Annotated in this window: 17 protein-coding genes and 1 tRNA gene; 10 read left to right on the top strand and 8 right to left on the bottom strand. The window is 64.6% G+C overall.

The window, feature by feature from the left end; all coding sequences use genetic code 11:
* Positions 1-153 precede the first annotated feature (153 nt).
* Positions 154-1,032 (bottom strand): YicC/YloC family endoribonuclease, encoded by an 879-nt coding sequence (locus tag HNO52_RS20395; protein WP_197566977.1) that lies wholly within the window; start codon positions 1,030-1,032, stop codon positions 154-156.
* 164 nt (positions 1,033-1,196) lie between these two features.
* On the opposite strand from HNO52_RS20395, the gene rph reads away from it, so the two are divergent.
* Entirely contained in the window at positions 1,197-1,934 is a 738-nt protein-coding gene (gene rph / locus HNO52_RS20390; protein WP_197566976.1) for a ribonuclease PH, read from the top strand.
* Positions 1,935-2,019: 85 nt separating this feature from the next.
* Here rph and HNO52_RS20385 read toward each other — a convergent pair whose 3' ends face one another.
* On the bottom strand, positions 2,020-2,787 hold the full coding sequence (locus tag HNO52_RS20385) for an exodeoxyribonuclease III (protein ID WP_197566975.1): 768 nt from the start codon (positions 2,785-2,787) through the stop codon (positions 2,020-2,022).
* A 142-nt stretch (positions 2,788-2,929) separates the two neighbouring features.
* Between HNO52_RS20385 and pyrE the strand changes: the two genes are divergently transcribed.
* The 4 genes from pyrE (at position 2,930) to rep (ending at position 6,801) form a co-directional block, all read left to right on the top strand.
* A complete protein-coding gene (gene pyrE, locus HNO52_RS20380) occupies positions 2,930-3,601 on the top strand; it encodes an orotate phosphoribosyltransferase (RefSeq protein ID WP_197569324.1) in 672 nt (223 codons plus the stop codon).
* 41 nt (positions 3,602-3,642) lie between these two features.
* Positions 3,643-4,209 (top strand): YfaZ family outer membrane protein, encoded by a 567-nt coding sequence (locus tag HNO52_RS20375; protein ID WP_197566974.1) that lies wholly within the window; start codon positions 3,643-3,645, stop codon positions 4,207-4,209.
* Between the two features lie 62 nt (positions 4,210-4,271).
* Positions 4,272-4,745 carry a tRNA (uridine(34)/cytosine(34)/5-carboxymethylaminomethyluridine(34)-2'-O)-methyltransferase TrmL gene (gene trmL, locus HNO52_RS20370; RefSeq protein ID WP_197566973.1) on the top strand — a complete coding sequence of 158 codons (474 nt, stop codon included), beginning with the start codon at positions 4,272-4,274 and terminating at the stop codon, positions 4,743-4,745.
* 4 nt (positions 4,746-4,749) lie between these two features.
* A complete protein-coding gene (gene rep / locus HNO52_RS20365; RefSeq protein WP_197566972.1) occupies positions 4,750-6,801 on the top strand; it encodes a DNA helicase Rep in 2,052 nt (683 codons plus the stop codon).
* An 89-nt stretch (positions 6,802-6,890) separates the two neighbouring features.
* Here rep and HNO52_RS20360 read toward each other — a convergent pair whose 3' ends face one another.
* Complete coding sequence (locus HNO52_RS20360; RefSeq protein ID WP_232090421.1) at positions 6,891-8,156, bottom strand: c-type cytochrome; 1,266 nt, start codon at positions 8,154-8,156, stop codon at positions 6,891-6,893.
* A 244-nt stretch (positions 8,157-8,400) separates the two neighbouring features.
* Here HNO52_RS20360 and lhgD point away from each other — a divergent pair, with 244 nt between their 5' ends.
* The 4 genes from lhgD (at position 8,401) to HNO52_RS20340 (ending at position 11,806) form a co-directional block, all read left to right on the top strand.
* Positions 8,401-9,600, top strand: a complete 1,200-nt coding sequence (gene lhgD, locus HNO52_RS20355) for an L-2-hydroxyglutarate dehydrogenase (protein ID WP_197566971.1) — start codon at positions 8,401-8,403, stop codon at positions 9,598-9,600.
* A gap of 61 nt (positions 9,601-9,661) precedes the next feature.
* A complete protein-coding gene (locus tag HNO52_RS20350; protein ID WP_197566970.1) occupies positions 9,662-10,489 on the top strand; it encodes a hypothetical protein in 828 nt (275 codons plus the stop codon).
* Positions 10,486-11,604 carry a hypothetical protein gene (locus HNO52_RS20345; RefSeq protein ID WP_197566969.1) on the top strand — a complete coding sequence of 373 codons (1,119 nt, stop codon included), beginning with the start codon at positions 10,486-10,488 and terminating at the stop codon, positions 11,602-11,604. Before HNO52_RS20350 ends, HNO52_RS20345 begins: the two co-directional genes overlap by 4 nt.
* Before the next feature lie 125 nt (positions 11,605-11,729).
* A tRNA-Arg gene (locus tag HNO52_RS20340) sits at positions 11,730-11,806 on the top strand.
* A 5-nt stretch (positions 11,807-11,811) separates the two neighbouring features.
* Here the strand turns inward: HNO52_RS20340 and HNO52_RS20335 are convergent.
* A complete protein-coding gene (locus tag HNO52_RS20335; RefSeq protein WP_197566968.1) occupies positions 11,812-12,036 on the bottom strand; it encodes an amphi-Trp domain-containing protein in 225 nt (74 codons plus the stop codon).
* 157 nt (positions 12,037-12,193) lie between these two features.
* On the opposite strand from HNO52_RS20335, the gene HNO52_RS20330 reads away from it, so the two are divergent.
* Positions 12,194-13,237, top strand: coding sequence for a hypothetical protein (locus HNO52_RS20330; RefSeq protein WP_197566967.1), 1,044 nt, complete (start codon positions 12,194-12,196; stop codon positions 13,235-13,237).
* 91 nt (positions 13,238-13,328) lie between these two features.
* On the opposite strand, the gene HNO52_RS20325 is transcribed toward HNO52_RS20330, so the two are convergent.
* From HNO52_RS20325 to dctP, 4 genes are all read right to left on the bottom strand, one after another.
* Positions 13,329-14,087 (bottom strand): M15 family metallopeptidase, encoded by a 759-nt coding sequence (locus HNO52_RS20325; RefSeq protein ID WP_197566966.1) that lies wholly within the window; start codon positions 14,085-14,087, stop codon positions 13,329-13,331.
* Between the two features lie 4 nt (positions 14,088-14,091).
* A complete protein-coding gene (locus tag HNO52_RS20320; RefSeq protein ID WP_197566965.1) occupies positions 14,092-15,369 on the bottom strand; it encodes a TRAP transporter large permease in 1,278 nt (425 codons plus the stop codon).
* Positions 15,366-15,857 (bottom strand): TRAP transporter small permease, encoded by a 492-nt coding sequence (locus tag HNO52_RS20315; protein ID WP_197566964.1) that lies wholly within the window; start codon positions 15,855-15,857, stop codon positions 15,366-15,368. Before HNO52_RS20315 ends, HNO52_RS20320 begins: the two co-directional genes overlap by 4 nt.
* 68 nt (positions 15,858-15,925) lie before the next feature.
* A complete protein-coding gene (gene dctP / locus HNO52_RS20310; RefSeq protein WP_197566963.1) occupies positions 15,926-16,963 on the bottom strand; it encodes a TRAP transporter substrate-binding protein DctP in 1,038 nt (345 codons plus the stop codon).
* Between the last annotated feature and the right edge of the window lie 101 nt (positions 16,964-17,064).

Genomic DNA, 17,064 nt, shown 5'->3' with positions numbered 1-17,064 from the left:
GCCTTTTTGTGGGGAGTACGCAGGGATACTCCCCATTGTACTCCCCATTTGGCGTGGGCTTAAGATAGATCTTCGTAGACAAGCGTAGACGATGCGTGGAAATTTTTACTTAAAAATTAATGATTTGTGGATTGTGGCGGATGAGCGTGGAATTTACTCGATATTCTGGATCTGCTCGCGCATCTGCTCGATCAGCACCTTGAGTTCCACTGCGCAGCGCGTGGTGCTGGCCACCGCCGACTTGGAGGAGAGGGTGTTGGCTTCGCGATTGAGTTCCTGCATCAGGAAGTCGAGGCGGCGCCCCTTGGGGCCCTTCTGGTCGAGCTGGCGTGCCACCTCGCCGACGTGGGTCTCGAGGCGGTCGAGCTCCTCGTCGACGTCGGCCTTCTGGGCGAGCAGCACCAGTTCGGCCTCGAGCCGCTGGGGGTCGAGCTCCGTCTTGACCGCCTCGAGTCGCTCCAGCAGCAGGGCTCGCTGGCGCTCGAGGATCTCCGGCATTAGGCGGCGCACCTCGACGACCTGCTCGCGCACGCCGGCCAGGCGATCACGGATCAGCGCCGCAAGCTTGTCGCCCTCGCGGGCGCGAGCCTCGATCAGTTCATCAAGCGCGGCTTCGAACAGCGCCGTGGCTTCCGCCTTCACCGCGTCCAGGTCGACTCCTTGGGCGTCGAGCACGCCGGGGTGGTCGAGCAGCGACAGTGCATCAGGCATGGCGACCTGGGGTAGCGCCTCGCGTATCTCGCCCAGGGCCTCGGCCAGAGCAATAAGCCGGCGGTGGTTGACGGCCAGGGTCTCGCTGATGTCGGTAGGTTCGAAGCGCAGGTGGCACTCGACTTTGCCCCGCGACAGGCGCGTACGCAGCGCCTCGCGAAAGGCCGGTTCGAGGTCGCGCAGGGCTTCGGGTAGCCGGAAGAAGGGCTCAAGGTAGCGCTGGTTCACCGAACGCAGCTCCAGTTGCAGACTACCCCAATCGCCTTCGCGGCTCTGGCGGGCAAAGGCTGTCATGCTGTGAACTTTGTTATGGTCAACCATGGCGACTCCTCGTTCGGTTGCGCCGCTGCCGGAACCGGCCCGGCGACATCTCGGCAAGGAGTGTAACCGATCTCCCGGCCCGACCGTGTAGAATGGCCAGCCATTCGATGCCTCGCTGATGCGGCGAGGCCGCCCGACCGTTCTTCCATCTTTCGAGAGGTACCATGGCTTCCGAACTCACACGCCCGAGCGGGCGTCGCCCCGATCAGTCCCGCGAGATTCGCCTGACCCGCGATTACACCCGCCATGCCGAAGGCTCGGTGCTGGTGGAGTTCGGCGATACCAAAGTGCTGTGCAACGCCAGCGTCGAGGCCGGCGTGCCGCGCTGGCTACGTGGTAAGGGCCAGGGCTGGGTCACCGCCGAGTACGGCATGCTGCCGCGCGCCACGCATACCCGTGGCGGCCGCGAGGCAGCCCGGGGCAAGCAAGGCGGGCGCACGCTGGAGATTCAACGCCTGATCGGCCGTTCGCTGCGTGCCGCGGTGAACCTGAAGAAGCTGGGTGAATTCACCGTCACCGTGGACTGCGACGTGATCCAGGCTGACGGCGGTACCCGCACGGCTTCGATCACCGGCGGCTGCGTAGCATTGGTGGATGCCATCCGTTACCTGCAGCGCAAGAAGATGATCAAGGGCGACCCCTTCGTGCAGCTGGTCAGCTCGGTCTCGGTGGGGCTCTACAAGGGCATGGCGGTGGTCGACCTCGACTACCCCGAAGACAGCGGCGCCGAGACCGACATGAACGTGGTGATGGCCGAAGCTGGCGGGCTGATCGAGGTGCAGGGTACCGCCGAGGCGGGGGTCTTCTCGCGCCAGCAGCTCAACGCCATGCTGGAGCTGGCCGAAAATGCCGGGGCCGAGCTCTTCGACCACCAGCGCGAGGCGCTGGGCATTCGTCGCTAAGAACGCTTGAGGTTCAAACGCAGCACGCCGGCACGAATGCCGGCGCGCTGCAGCCCCGAGTCGGGCCGCGACGTAAGGGAGAGCGTCAGAGCGCCAGATCGTACTCGACGAACAGCGGGGCGAACTCGCTGAAGGTGGCATCGTAGTCGATCCAGGCGTCGACCACGTGGCGGCGCAAGTTAGGTCCGACGATCTGGTAGTCGATACGCCAGCCTTCCTGGCGCGAGCGCGGTACTTCCTGGTCGAGCTTGGGCCACCAGGTGTACTCGCCGGCGTCGCGGTTGATCTCGCGGAAAGTGTCGATAAAGCCGGTGGGGCCGAACACTTGGTCCATCCAGGCGCGCTCTTCCGGTTTGAAGCCCGGTGTGGCCTGGTTGTCGGCCCAGTTCTCCAGGTCGACGGTCTTGTGCGCGATGTGCCAGGTACCGCAGATGATGTATTCGCGCCGCTTGCGCGCCATCTTGTTCAGGTATTCCTGGTACTGGCCCATGAAGGCTTGCTTGGCGGCGTAGTCGCTGCCGTCGGGCATCAGGAAGCTGGCGATGCTGAAGCGGTCGTAGTCGGCCTGCAGGAAGCGCGCCTCGTGATCGCACTGCGGAAAGCCGAGGCCGTACATGATCGCCTTGGGAATCTTGCGGCAATAAATACCCACGCCGGAGAAGCCGTCTTCCTCGGCATCCAGAAAGTAGCCTTCGTAGCCTTCCGGGTAGAGAATGCTGTCATCCAGCTCGAAGCTCTTGGCCTTGAGATTCTGTACGCAGATGACGTCGGCGTCCTGTTCGGCCAACCAGTCGAGAAAGCCTCGCCCGACGGCCTCGCGGATTCCGTTGACATTGATGGTGGCAATTTTCATACATGGTCCCTTTGACGTCGCGCGTGTATGATACCCGACGTTTCGACGTTTGGGTAAATGGCCCGCATGGATATTCGTGGTAGGCACAGCAAACCATGCCATCGGGCTTATGGATAGCAGGGGGAGCACCGTGTCGGCCAGCATGCACGCCTATCAGCGTGAGTTCATCGAGTTCGCCATCGAGCAGGGTGTGCTGAAGTTCGGTGAGTTCACCCTCAAGTCGGGTCGAGTCAGCCCCTACTTTTTCAATGCCGGCCTGTTTCGAAGTGGCTGCGCGCTGGCACGTCTCGGCCGCTTCTACGCCAACGCCATCGAAGCCAGCGGGCTCTCGTTCGACGTACTGTTCGGCCCCGCTTACAAGGGTATTCCGCTGGCGGCGACCACCGCCGTGGCGTTGGCCGAACATCACGGACGCGATCTGCCTTTCGCCTTCAATCGCAAGGAGGCGAAGGCGCACGGCGAGGGCGGCAACATCGTCGGTGCCGAACTTACCGGACGCATCCTGATCATCGATGACGTGATTACCGCAGGCACTGCGATTCGCGAGGTGATGGCGCTGATCGACGCCGCCGGAGCCGAGGCGGCAGGCGTGGTGATCGCGCTGGATCGCCAGGAGCGCGGGCAGGCCGGCAGTGAGACGGAAAGCCGGAGCGCCATCCAGGAAGTCGAGGCGCGCTACGGCATGCCGGTGATCAGCATCGTCACGCTGGACATGGTGCTGGCCTATCTCGAGCAGCAGGCCAGCCAAGAACTTCAAGGACATGCGGCAGCCATTCGCGACTATCGCGAGCGCTATGGCGTCGCTGCCGATTGATGTTCTGTAACGTAATGCGAGCAGTGAGCAAGGAATCATTCATGAAAACGCTCCGACAGTTCGCCAGGGCCACCCTGGTCTCGGGTATCGTACTTGCCGCCGGCGGCGCCCACGCCGCCGGCAGTCTGGACCTCAATCTCGGCGCCGATGCCGTGCAGTTCGAAGCCGCCGCTGAGATCACCCAGGGGGTAGCCTTGGGTGGCGGTGTCATCAACAGCGAGTATCGCGAGGACGCCACCATCTACCACGCCCAGTTGCTGGGCGTTCAGCGCAACCACGATCGCGACGTCGGCATCGGCGCGCGCTGGACCCAGTTCGATACCGACTACGGCAACGGCGGCGGTGTGGGCCTGGGCGGCTACGGCTATGTCTACCTGCCGCAGGCACCCGCCGTCTCGCTGGGGGGCTACGGTTTCTACACTCCCGGCGCGGTGACCAGCGGTGATCTGGATGACGGCTACGAGGTCGGCGTACGCGCGCGCTACGCCTTCACTCCCAACGTCGATGGCTACGTCGGCCTGCGTCAGGCGGCGGCCGGCTTCGACAACCGCCACGGCAGGCGTACGCTGGATCGTGGCGCCCAGGTCGGGGTTCGTCTGAGCTTCTGATCGCCCCACGCTGTAGCGGCGGGCTCCTGCGGGAGCCCGCGCTCACTACCCGGCAGGCCGCCATGCTCGATGTCGTACTCTTCGAACCCGAGATCCCGCCCAATACCGGGAATCTGATTCGTCTATGCGCCAACAGCGGCTTTCGCCTGCACCTGATCGAGCCGCTGGGCTTCGTGCTCGACGACAAACGCCTGCGCCGCGCGGGGCTCGACTATCACGAATGGGCTGCCGTCAGCGTGCATCGCGGCTGGCCGGCTTTTGTCGATGCTGTCTCACCCTCGCGGGTATTCGCCATATCGACCCGAGGCCGAACGGGCTACCATGAGCCGAGCTATCGCCCCGGCGATGCCCTGCTGTTCGGCCCCGAGACCCGCGGCCTGCCTCAGCCCATGCTGGATGCTCTGCCGCCGGAGCAGCGCCTGCGCATCCCCATGCTGCCGGGCAGCCGCAGCCTCAATCTCTCCAACGCCTGCGCCATTGTGGTGTTCGAGGCCTGGCGCCAGCTAGGCTTCGCCGGCGCGGCGCAGCCCGAGTGAACCCATGAGCATTCAGCAACGCCTCGCCAAGCTCAATCCGCGCCAGCAGGAAGCCGTGCGCTACATCGACGGCCCCTGCCTGGTGCTGGCCGGCGCCGGCTCGGGCAAGACCAGCGTGATCACGACCAAGATTGCCTATCTGGTGCAGGTGTGCGGTATGAGCGCGAGGCGTATCGCCGCGGTGACCTTCACCAACAAGGCCGCCCGCGAGATGAAGGAGCGGGTAGGCCAGATGCTCAAGGGCAAGGAGGGGCACGGGCTGACCGTCTCGACCTTTCATACCCTGGGGCTCAACATCATTCGCGGCGAGCTCAAGGCGCTGGGCTACAAACCTGGCTTCTCGCTGTTCGACCCCGAGGACGCGAAGGCGCTGCTGCGCGACCTGATGAACAAGGACGCCCAGGTCGACGCCGAGCAGATCAACGCCGTGCAGCACCAGATCTCGGAGTGGAAGAACGATCTGGTGCTGCCCGGCCAGGCGCTGTCCCATGCCGTGGATGAGGACGAACAGTACGCCGCGCGGGTCTACGAGGCCTACGTGCGCCATCTCAAGGCCTACAACGCGGTGGATTTCGACGACCTGATTCTGCTGCCGGTGGTGCTGCTCAAGGACAATCCCGAAGTGCTGGCGCGCTGGCGGCGCAAGATCCACTACATGCTGGTGGACGAGTACCAGGACACCAACGTTTCGCAGTACCTGCTGGTCAAGCTGCTGATGGAGGAGCGCAAGACCTTCACCGTGGTGGGCGACGATGACCAGTCGATCTACGCCTGGCGTGGGGCGCGGCCCGAGAACCTGGTGACCCTGGGCGAGGACTTCCCGCGCCTCAACGTGGTCAAGCTGGAGCAGAACTACCGCTCCACCGGCACTATCCTGCGAGCCGCCAATACCCTGATCGCCAACAACCCTCACGTCTACGACAAGACCCTGTGGTCGGAGATGGGACAGGGCGCACCGATCCGCGTGGTGGTCAACCGCCACGAGGAGGCCGAGGCCGAGCGGGTGGCCAGCGAGATCCTCACCCGGCGCATCAAGGAGCGCGCCGAGTGGCGCGACTTCGCGGTGCTCTATCGCGGCAACTTCCAGGCCCGCCTGCTGGAACTCAAGCTGCAGCACTACCAGATTCCCTACAAGCTTTCCGGTGGGACATCGTTCTTCTCGCGCAACGAGATCAAGGACGCCATGGCCTACCTGCGGCTGTTGATCAATCCGGCCGACGACAACGCCTTTTTGCGCATCGTCAACGTGCCGCGCCGGGAGATCGGCCCCGGGACCCTGGAGAAGCTGGCCAACTATGCCACCGAACGCGGCGCCTCGCTGTTCGACGCTTGCCACGAGCTGGGTCTGGAGCAGCAGCTGCCGGCGCGGGCGGTGGAGCGGCTAGGGCGCTTCACCCACTTCATCGACGGCGTGCGCCGGCGCATGGACGAAGGTGATTCGCTGGCCGCGATACGCGGCATGCTGCACGAGATGGACTACGAGGCGTGGCTTTACCAGAATGCCAGCGCGCCCACCATCGCCGAGCGGCGCATGGCCAACGTGTGGACGCTGATCGACCAGCTCGAGAAGTCGATGAAACGCGACCCCGAGGAGATCGAAGCGGAAGACAGCGCCGAAACCGACGACGTGGAGGCGGCCATCTCGCGGCTGGTGCTACGCGACATCCTCGAACAGCAGGCCGAGGAGGACGACACCGACAAGGTTCAATTACTGACCATGCACGCCTCCAAGGGGTTGGAGTTTCCCCACGTCTACCTGATGGGCCTCGAGGAGGAGCTCCTGCCCCACCGCAACGCCATAGAGGCCGGCACGGTGGAGGAGGAGCGCCGTCTGGCGTATGTCGGCATCACCCGCGCGCGCCAGACCCTGACCCTGACCCTGGCGCGCCAGCGCAAGGCCTTCGGCGAGTTGATGGACTGCACGCCGAGCCGCTTCCTCGACGAACTGCCGCCGGACGATCTGGAGTGGGTGGGCCGTGCCGACAAGGAGGATCCGGACAAGAAACAGGCGCGGGGGCAGGACGCCATTGCTGGGCTGCGTTCGTTACTGGGTTAACTCCGACCGGGTGTCGGGTGGGTGAAGCATAAACGACGACGGGGCGCCACAAGGCGCCCCGTCGTTGGTTTCCATACCCGCGCTGCAGGTTACTTGACGGGCTCGACCAGGAAGTCCACGGCGGCACGCACCTCGTCGTCGGAAAGGCCCATGTTGCCACCCTTGGGCGGCATGGCGTTGAAGCCGTTGATGGCGTGGTCGTATAGCGTCTCGATGTCCTGATCAATGCGCCCTTCCCACTCGCCGGCTTCGCCGCGGCGGGGCGCACCGGCGGCACCGGTCATGTGGCAGGCCATGCAGGCCTGGTTGTAGATCGCTTCGCCGTCGATCCCGGCATGGGCCGGCTCGTCGCCCGCGGCCTCTTCGTCGGCAGACGCTTCCTCATCCGCGGCTCCGTCCTCGGTCGCTACGGCGGCGGCTTCGGCATCTTCTTCGATGGCGCCTTCTTCGGTCACGGCCTCGGTCGTGTCTACCTCTTCGCCGGTCGCTTGCTCTTCGGCTGCAGCTGCGTCACCGGCGGCCGCCTGCTCATCGGTCGCGGCTTCTTCCCCGCCAGAGGCTTCTTCACCGCCGCCCAGCTCCGGCACTTCCATCACCGGGCTTACCAAGTGCGCGGTGGCGGCGGCGACTTCCTCGTCGGAGAGGTTGGGGTTGCCGCCACGTGCCGGCATGGCGTTGAAGCCATTGAGGGCATGATCCAGCAGCGTGTCCCAGCCTTTTTCAGCGCGGTCGGCCCAGGCGTCCTCCTGGCCACGTACCGGTGCGCCTGCGGCGCCGGTTTCATGGCAGGCCATGCATACCTGGCTGTAGATGCCCTCGCCATCGGCACCTTCACCACCGCCACTCGAATCGCTCGCGGCAGCGCCACCGGCGGCTTCTTCACCGGCAGCGGCTTCTTCACCGCCGCCCAGCTCCGGCACGTCCATCACCGGACTCATCAGGTGCGCGGCGGCGGCGGCGACTTCCTCGTCGGAGAGGTTGGGGTTGCCGCCACGTGGAGGCATGGCGTTGAAGCCATTGAGGGCATGATTCAGCAGCGTGTCCCAGCCTTTTTCGGTGCGGTCGGCCCAGGCGTCTTCCTGGCCGCGTACCGGTGCGCCGGCGGCGCCGGTTTCATGGCAAGCCATGCATACCTGGTTGTAGATGCCTTCGCCATCGGCGCCTTCCCCAGTGCCACTCGAATCGCTCGCGGCGGCAGTTGCCGTGCCACACTCTTCACCCTTCAGGCAGAGTTCGCCCACCGGCTTCAGACGCTCGGCAATGGCATCGCGGTCCACTTCGGCCTGAACGGACGCGGCGCCCGCGACCAGGCCCAGGGTGGCCAGACACCCCATGATCAGCTTGCTGGATTTCACTCTCACCACCTCTCGACGGTCCTGTAATCGTAATCTGTTGGCGACGACGGCACGCGACAGCCAGAGCGCCGTGATACACACAATGGGCGCTAGTATACCGATATAGCAAACCGCTGGAAAACGCCGTCGCCCACGCCTTTGGCATGACTCGGCGTAGCGGCCCGGGCCGGCTGGCCAGCGCAGCGGCTGGCGAGTATCGTGGTAGCTAACTTCGGTGTGTTCCCACTGGCGACGCGAGGCCTGCGTGTACGATTTCATCATTCTTGGTGGCGGCATTCTCGGTCTTTCCACCGCGATGCAACTCAGCGAGCGCTATCCCGACAAGAAAATGCTGTTGCTGGAAAAGGAGAGCGGCCCTGCGCGGCACCAGAGCGGCCACAACAGTGGCGTGATTCATGCCGGTGTCTACTATACGCCGGGCAGCCTCAAGGCGCGCTTCTGTCTCGAAGGCAATCGCGCTACCAAGGAATTCTGCGACCGCCATGCCATTCCCTACGAGGTCTGCGGCAAGCTGCTGGTGGCGACCAATCCGCAGGAGGTGCAGCGGATGGAAGCGCTGTGGGAGCGCACCGCCGCCAACGGGCTGGAGCGGGAGCGGCTCTCTGCCGGGGAGCTGAAGGAGCGCGAGCCCCACATTACCGGGCTCGGTGCCATCTTCGTCCCCTCCAGCGGTATCGTCAGCTATGCCCGGGTGGCCGAGGCGATGGCCGAGGAGTTCCAGCGCCGTGGCGGCCAGATCCGCTATGACCACGCGGTTACCGGGATAGCCGAGCGTACCGGGGAGGTCCTCGTCGCTACGTCCAAGGGCGAATTCCACAGTCGCTACCTGGTGACCTGTTCCGGACTGATGGCGGATCGCGTCGTGCGCCTGCTGGGGCGAAACCCCGGCTTCTCCATCTGCCCGTTCCGTGGCGAGTACTACCGTTTGCCCGACCGGCTAAGCGGTATCGTCAAGCATCTCATCTATCCCATCCCCGACCCTTCGATGCCGTTCCTGGGGGTGCACCTGACGCGCATGATCGACGGATCGGTGACCGTGGGGCCCAACGCGGTGCTGGCGTTCAAGCGCGAGGGGTATCGCAAGGGCGACGCTTCACTGCTCGACATGGCGCGCATGTTCAGCAATCCCGGTATTCTCAAGGTATTGGGACGCAACCTGCGGCCCGGTCTGCAAGAAATGAAGAATTCACTGTGGCGTCGCGGCTATCTGGAAGAGGTGCGCAAGTACTGCCCTAGCCTGACGCTGGACGACCTCGAGCCGTGGCCCGCCGGCGTACGCGCCCAGGCCGTCTCCCGCGACGGCCGGCTGATCGACGACTTCCTGTTCGTCAATACCCGGCGCACGGTCAACGTCTGCAACGCTCCATCGCCGGCAGCCACCTCGGCGCTGCCCATCGGTCGGCATATCCTGGAGAAGGTTGGCGAGATGATCCAGGGGACGTGAAAACTGCAGGCGGCAGCGGCGGGCGCCGTAGCGTTCACCCACCACTCGCATGAGAGGACCATTGAGCGAGCGGCGTTACGCCGCCTGGCGCGGCATCTTGTATCGGCATGGTCATATCGCGATGGCAGTCGTCGGGCTGCTGGCGTGGTCTCGGCTGGGGCCGGGGCTGGCCAGCATGCTGTTGCTGCCGGCCTGGGCGGTCGCCGGTCAGTTGATCTTCGCCGGCAGCTTCGAGGCCGCGCGTCTGCGGCGCAGTGCCTGGCTGGGTCAGTACCTGCGCGAGTCATCGCCCTGGCACAGCCGGTTACGGGGCGGTCTACTCATGGTTCTGAGCCATCAACTGCTTGGCCTTCTTCTGGCGCTGCTGTTGCTGGTGCAGCTTCGCCTGCTCTCTTCGGTCGCCTGGCCGGCACTGCTGCTGGCGGCGCTAGCGCTGGGGTGGCTTCAGGCCTCCCTGCGCCGACGCATGGCGCGGCACGTGGTCGCCGCCTACATCCCGTCACTCACCCGCCGCCTGCTGGTCTGGCCCGTCGGTGGCCTGCTGGCGCTGCTGCTGATGCTTATGGCGCTATGGTTGCCGCAACCCTATCTGATCGGACTAGCCTGGGAGGAGGCCCTGGTGCGGCATGTCTCTACCTCAGCGGGTGGCACTTTGCTGGGTTTTTTCGAGCGCCTCGCCCAGGCCCTGGAACTGACGCAATACTGGGCGATGCAGAATGCCGTGACCCGAACCGGGGTCGATGAATTGATGGTGCTGATCGGCTGGCTAGTACTGATGCTGTCGCAGAGCGCATTTGCCTGGGCGTGTGTCAAGCTGCTGGTGGGTGTCGACTCCTTGCGCGACCGACTGACGCGGCGGCCCGAGAACGGACGGGAGGAACCCGTATGACGACACGCGCCGACACCCTATGGCGCCTGCCGGTAATAGCCTGGATTCTGGGTCCGTTGCTGGCGACGCTGCTGCTGCTGGGACTCGCTCTGGCTTACTACCAGCTGCAGTCGCGCAGCGAGGCACCGCTTTTCCGGGTCGTGATCGACGGTGAAACCCTTACCCTTGACGCCGAGACCCATGCCGACCTGGGGCGCGAGCTGGGCGAACTCGCCGTCGGCCTGGACCTGCGGCTGCGCCAAGAGATGCAGCTCTGGCTCGATGCGCGACTGGATACCACCTTCGCCCCGCTCGATGCCGCGGTGCCGGAGTACCTCGATTGGCATTTCTCGCTGCAAGGCAGCTATATGCGCCTGGCGATGGCGCTTACGGGTGGGCTGGACGAGTGGCTGGAAGCGCAACTGACCGAGCGATTGGTCGAGCGCAGCGGTTTCGAGACCGCGCTGAACGAGCTCGAAGCCGATTACGCCACGCGTCTCGAGCAGGCCCAGCGGCGATTGGCACAGGGCATCGCCCTGACGCTTCATGCTCGCTACGGCGAGCGGCAGACAAGTGCCACAACACGGGAAATCCACGAGATCGACCTCGATCTGGCATTGCAGCATGCCTTCCAGGGCCGCAGGGACGAGATGCGCTGGGGAATGGCTGCCACAGGGGGCGTTCTTGGCTTCACTGTCAGCCGGGCGCTTGCCCAGCGCCTGACGGCGGGTGCGGCGATGCAGGGGTCAAGAGCCGTGGCCGGCCGGATTGTGGCGCGCCTGGGCGGTCATGCGACGCGCTCACTCGGCAGTGGAGCGACGGCTTCGGTGGTCGCCTCCCCGACCGGCCCTGCAGCGCTGCTGGCCGGTGCCACCGCCACGGTAGTCGCCTTGGCCGGCTTCGCCGGTACGGAATACGCATTGCTCAAGGCCGAGGAGCATCGTTTTCGTGATGCCATGGAAGCCGAACTGACCGGTGAGGTGGCGCGTACCCGGGCCGAAGTGCGCTATGCGCTCGAAGCCGATGCGACCCGCCGCGCCGAAGCACTCGAGCGCTCCCTGGCGGATGCGGCACGTGACGCCGAAACGGTCGGTGAGGTGCCGCAAGCGTACCGTATCTTCGACCCAGGCCGCTGAGTCTGACGGTCAGGCTGTCAGGCTGGACAGCGCGGGCGCTGACGGTTACGATGTTGGCCGTTTCTCGGTAGCAACACGCTGCCGCCGTGCGGGATCGACAAGGTTCCCTGCGCCATCTTGCATAAGCGCCCGTAGCTCAGTTGGATAGAGTGTTGGCCTCCGAAGCCAAAGGTCGCAGGTTCGAATCCTGCCGGGCGCGCCAAGAATTTATTCTCTCTTCCATTTGATTTGAAACTCTATTTCCTCTTCGTCGTCAGAACGCTCGTGTTCGATGGTGTACTCGGCACGTACCGGCACGTAAATCCGTTCCCCGGCTATCTGGATATCGAAGCGCCCCTCGTTTTCGATGGTATCTGCCAGACGGCGTAGCTTCGCGACGAATTCGGCTTTCGAATAACCTTTTTCAACGTCCCGTTCTGCCTTGGTTGGCATATGTTTCCTTCCTTTCGTTCTGATAGTTAGGCCCACCCAGTCTAGCAGGTGGCGGGCCCTGTCCGCTCGGCAGTGCCGCATGGCAACGGCAGCTGCGGATTCGACCCATGGCTTGGGGAAAGGCTATGCTGGCTCGAGCACACCAAGGAGGCCTGCCATGCCGAGCGCCAGCATTCTGCAACAAGGCACCATCCGCTGCTTTCCCGTCGGTCTTCGCGATGATGGGGGCAAACTGGTCAATGCGGAAGTTTCCGCCGTGGTGTACGACGGCAAGCGCCTGATACTGGCCAGCGACAAACCGATTCCTGGCGACGATCGCTCAGCGGTATTCGCCCTGCCCATGACGGCTGCGGGGCCGGACGATACACAGCTGGAATATTTCACGACGCCGCTGATCAAGCAGGCGGTCAAGTATGAAGACTTTGCGCTCACTGCCGACAGCCGCCATGTCCTGGCGACCACCGGGTTCGACCGCATCGATGACGCCAGCCACGACCTCAATGCCTACAACCATCTGTTGATATGGCCGCTGGGCGAGCCGGACAAGGTGCAGGCCGTTGATCCGGATCCGCGTGACGGCGTGGAGGGATCGCTGGAACTTCGCAACAAGCTCGATGGGGCGATCGGCTTCCCGTACTACAAGATCGAAGGGCTGGCGGCGATACCGGGCGAGCGCGGAGACGGCCTGTTGCTCTTCGGCCTGCGTGAGCAAGGCAATACGCACGATGACTTCAGCTATGTGAGCCGGCTGGTGGGAGCGCACTACGAGATCAGCCAGACGGGCAATCTCGTCTTCATCGACGAGATGCGCGAGTTCTATGCGTTTGATCCCGGGCATCACGCAGGGGTGAGGTTCGAGTGCGGCTTGTCCAGCCTGGAGTACGATCCCTACCATGCCCGGCTCTACCTGCTGACGAGTTTCGAGACGGAGCAGAACGGCGAGCCTTGTATCGGCGGCTACTTGTGGGTGATGAGCCTCGACGATCTACGTGCCGGCCGGCTCCCTCGACTGGTCACTGCGGCGGATGGCTCGCCGCTGGAGTTCGAGCACAAGGCCGAAGGGTTGGCGGTTCTGGACCACGAGCGCATGTTCGTTGCCTACGACAACGACCGTCATCTCGGGCTGGGAAGCATTGACGAGCGCGATGAGCGACACGCCTGCGAAGCGCCCTTTACCTTGCTGCGGATGAGTCACCTGTAGCGGTGTGAACGCCAGTGCAGGCATCTGAACTGGTGTGTCACCCATTCGAAGCCCCACGGTTCCAAGCCGTGGGGTTTTTTCGCTGCAGCGCTTAGCCCAGTTGCCGGCGCCAGCGGTTCTCGATGGTGTCCAGTTCGGCGGGGCCGTAGCAGGCCTCGGCGTGGCCGCCGTAGTAGGCCCACAGCTGATCGCCCAGGTCGTAGTGCCACCACTCGCTGGGCAGGTTGGTGAAGCCCTGTTCGCTCATGATGCGATGGAGCAGCCGACGGTTGTCCCGCGCGCGGCGCTGCGCCTGGCTGAGCGGCTCCAGTCGTTCGTAGTGGTCGCTGTGCGAGGCGGGCAGCGCCTCGTCGAACAACGTGCCCATGTCCAGCGGCAGGCCGTCGGCATCGCACAGGGTGACGTCCACGGCGCCGCCGGTGAGGTGCGGGCTCGGCGCGGCCGGGTCGCGGCTCGGTAGCGAGACGAACTCGCGGGTGCGCTCGAGCAGCTGCTCCTCGCCAAGACCGGGGTGGTGCAGATGGATCGCCTCGTACAGCGTGTCGAACAGGTACTGCTGCACTCGCCAGGGGCGCCAACCGTCGAGTACCACCAGGCCGAGGCCCTCGGGCAGCGCTCGGGCCGCGGCGAGCAGCGCCTTGTAGACCCCCTCGCGTACGAAGCACTCCGGCACCGCACCGGGTATGCCCAGCCGGGCATAGGCGGGGAACACCTTGAGCGGTGGCGGCGCCAGGCCGATGGGCACCAGGCGTTCACCGTTGTCGCGTATCGGCAGGCGGCTGACCGATTCCCAGCCGGGGAATGGCAGGCTGGGTACGGCCTCGGGTTCGGTCGAGCTATGGCGGGGCATGGGACTATCCAATGGCAGCGGGCAGCCAGAGTGTCAGCTGCGGAAAGAGAATCAGCAGGAGCAGTACGCCGATCGCCGTCAGCACGAAGGGCCAGATGGTGCGGAACAGCGCGACGATCTCGATTCGGCTGACGGCAGCGGCAACGAATACGCAAGCGCCCATCGGTGGGGTGATCAGGGCGATGGTGATGTTGAGCGTAATGACGACACCCAGGTGCACCGGGTCGATGCCCGCCATCATCGCCACAGGGGCGAAGATCGGCGTAAGCAGCATCAGCGCCGACACCTCCTCCATGAACATGCCGGTAACGAAGGTGATGGCGCTGAGCAGCAGCAGGATCAGCACGGCATTGTCGATGTAGGGGGAGAGCAGCGAGACGAACTGGGCCGGCACCTGGGCGTAGGAGAGCAACCAACTGATGGTGGCCGAGGCCGCCATGATCAAGAAGATCGCCGAGGTGAGACGGGCGGTGTCCAGCAAAGCGCGCCAGAAATCTCGCAGGCGCAGCCCGCCGAGCAGAATACCGCACAGTGCGACATAGAGCGCCGTCAGCGCCCCGGACTCGGTCGGTGTGACGAAGCCTAGCACGATGCCCGCGACGATGATGAAGGGAGCAATCAGAGCGGGAAGTGCGGCCAGAGCAGCGAGGCCCAGCTCGCCGAGCCGCGGCAGGCCGCCGCGCTTGGGCAACCCGTGGCGCCAGGCGTGCCATGCGTTCATGCCCATGAAGGCGAGGCCCAGCAGCAGCCCCGGAATCACCCCGGCGAGAAACAGGTCGCCTACCGAGGTATTGGTCAACGAGGCATACAGGATCATGAAGATACTGGGCGGTATGATCGGTCCGATCAGCGAGCTGCCGGCGGTGAGCCCGGCGGCGAAGGCGCGGGAGTAGCCCTCCTTCTGCATGGCCGGCACCAGCAGCGAGCCCAGCGCCGAGGTGTCGGCCACGGCGGACCCGTTGACGCCGGCGAAGAATACGCTGGAGACCACGTTGACGTGCCCCAGGCCGCCGCGCAGATGGCCGACCAGCAGGCGTGCCAGGCCCATCAGTCGCTCGGTAAGGCCGCTGGCGTTCATCAGGTTGCCGGCCATGATGAACAGCGGAATGGCCATCAGCGAGAAGACGTTGATCCCGCCGAAGAACTGCTGCGGCAGCATGCGTGGAATCATCCCCGGGTCGACGAAGAAAAAGCCGACCACGGCGGTGGTGAGCAGGGCGAGGAACAGCGGTAGCCCGAGCAGCACATGGGCGAGGAACACCGCCAGCATGGTGAGGATCATGGAGCCTCCTCGGTGATCGTCGGCAGCGGTGCCGGTCCGTACCACAGGGCGTGCCAGGCGAGCAGGGCGAAGCCCAGCGGTAGTGACATCAGCGGTATGGTACGGCTGATGCCGAGGCCCGAGGTGGTGAACATACCCACCGACAGGGCATACCGGTAGCTGAACCAGACGCCGCCCAGGGCCAGGGCCAGGGTCAGCAACCATTGGTAGACATTGAGCGCCCGCGTCAGGCCGCGCGGCAGCAGGCTCTCGATCAGCGCCACGCGCATGTGGCCTCCCTCGACCCACACGGCACCGGCGGCGAGCATTACGGTGGCGATGATCAGGAAGCGTGCCAGTTCGTCGGTCCAGATCGGGGCCCCGCCGGCCAGGTAGCGCATGAAAACGCCATAGAGAATGGCCGCCAGGTTGATCAGCAGCAGCAGCGCCGCTGCCGTCAGGGTGAATGTCCGGCTCACGGCCAGTACCCGTTGGCGAAGCGAAAACATGGAGAACTCCGGCCGTCACGAGCGAGGGCCGGCGTGAGCGACCCTCGCGGAAGGTTTGTCGGGTTGGTTCAGTCGAGCAGCTCGGTCATACCGGCATCTTCCAGCGCCAGGTCGACCCAACGCTGTTCGATGCCACGCTCGCGCAGCCACTCCAGGTAGGCCGGCTGGCCCACGTCGCGGAAGGCAGCGATATCCTCCTCCGAGGGGCGGATCACCTCCATGCCTTGCTCCTCGAGAAAGGCGATGCGTTCATCCACCTTGGCCTCGTTGTGCTCGCGGGCATTGCGGTTGGCCTCGGCCACGGCCTCGAGGAAGACCTCGCGGGTTGCCTCGTCCCAGCCCTCGATCATCTCGGCGTTGCCCACCAGGAACTGGTTGGAATACTGGATGTTGGCCAGGGTCAGGTAATCCTGCACTTCGTAGAGGCTGCCCAGGATGATGTACATCGGTGGGTTCATCTGGCCGTCGGCAACACCGGTGCGCAGGGCCATGTAGACTTCGGTCCAGGGGATCGGCGTGCCCGAGGCACCAAAGGATTCATATAGTGCCACCTGACTCGGGTCCATGGCGCGGAAGCGCAGGCCCTCGAAGTCGTCGGGATGGCTGATCGGCTTCTCATCATTGGTGAAGGCGAGGAAGCCGCCCTCTTCCACTACCGCCAGCATCTCGACCCCGGCCCGTTCGCGCAGGGCTGCCTCGACCTCGTTCCAGTACTCGCCCTCGTCGAAGAAGGTGCGTGCCGCCTCGAAGTCCTCAAACAGGAAGGGAATGGCGCTGACGAAGATCTCCTCGACCAGGGGCGACACGCCGGCGAACGAGGCCACGTTGAGGCTCGGCGTGTTCATGGTCTGCTCCATGCGTTCCTCTTCCTCGCCGAGCATGCTGTTGGGATAGAGTTTGAGCACGAGCTCGCCATCCGTCTTTTCCTCGACCAACTCCTTGAGGTTGGTCGCGAAGACGTGAACGGCATTCTTGTCCGGGTCGGGGGCGCCGTTGTAGCTGAGGTTGATACTGGTGGCCGCCTGGGCGGAGCCGGCCGCCAAGATGCCAGCCACAAGGCCGAGGGAGGCAAATCCCTTGAGCGCAGAGGGAAGGATACGGTTCATGGTTGTTCTCCTTGTGTTGTTGTTCGGGGCAAAAGGCCACTGCTTCGCCCTGTGGGCGGGCCATCCATTAGCAGACTAGAAATTGATGCGTTGACTATGCA

It is taken from the genome of Halomonas sp. MCCC 1A13316 (assembly GCF_014931605.1).
Taxonomy (GTDB): domain Bacteria; phylum Pseudomonadota; class Gammaproteobacteria; order Pseudomonadales; family Halomonadaceae; genus Halomonas.
The sequence above is the reverse complement of the archived record's forward strand: the minus strand, read 5'-3'. Positions and strand labels throughout refer to the sequence as shown.

Coding starts and splice junctions, on each gene's coding strand:
- HNO52_RS20395 (WP_197566977.1), bottom strand. CDS start 1,032: ATGGTTGACCATAACAAAGTTCACAGCATGACAGCCTTTGCCCGCCAG.
- rph (WP_197566976.1), top strand. CDS start 1,197: ATGGCTTCCGAACTCACACGCCCGAGCGGGCGTCGCCCCGATCAGTCC.
- HNO52_RS20385 (WP_197566975.1), bottom strand. CDS start 2,787: ATGAAAATTGCCACCATCAATGTCAACGGAATCCGCGAGGCCGTCGGG.
- pyrE (WP_197569324.1), top strand. CDS start 2,930: ATGCACGCCTATCAGCGTGAGTTCATCGAGTTCGCCATCGAGCAGGGT.
- HNO52_RS20375 (WP_197566974.1), top strand. CDS start 3,643: ATGAAAACGCTCCGACAGTTCGCCAGGGCCACCCTGGTCTCGGGTATC.
- trmL (WP_197566973.1), top strand. CDS start 4,272: ATGCTCGATGTCGTACTCTTCGAACCCGAGATCCCGCCCAATACCGGG.
- rep (WP_197566972.1), top strand. CDS start 4,750: ATGAGCATTCAGCAACGCCTCGCCAAGCTCAATCCGCGCCAGCAGGAA.
- HNO52_RS20345 (WP_197566969.1), top strand. CDS start 10,486: ATGACGACACGCGCCGACACCCTATGGCGCCTGCCGGTAATAGCCTGG.
- HNO52_RS20335 (WP_197566968.1), bottom strand. CDS start 12,036: ATGCCAACCAAGGCAGAACGGGACGTTGAAAAAGGTTATTCGAAAGCC.
- HNO52_RS20330 (WP_197566967.1), top strand. CDS start 12,194: ATGCCGAGCGCCAGCATTCTGCAACAAGGCACCATCCGCTGCTTTCCC.
- HNO52_RS20325 (WP_197566966.1), bottom strand. CDS start 14,087: ATGCCCCGCCATAGCTCGACCGAACCCGAGGCCGTACCCAGCCTGCCA.
- HNO52_RS20320 (WP_197566965.1), bottom strand. CDS start 15,369: ATGATCCTCACCATGCTGGCGGTGTTCCTCGCCCATGTGCTGCTCGGG.
- HNO52_RS20315 (WP_197566964.1), bottom strand. CDS start 15,857: ATGTTTTCGCTTCGCCAACGGGTACTGGCCGTGAGCCGGACATTCACC.
- dctP (WP_197566963.1), bottom strand. CDS start 16,963: ATGAACCGTATCCTTCCCTCTGCGCTCAAGGGATTTGCCTCCCTCGGC.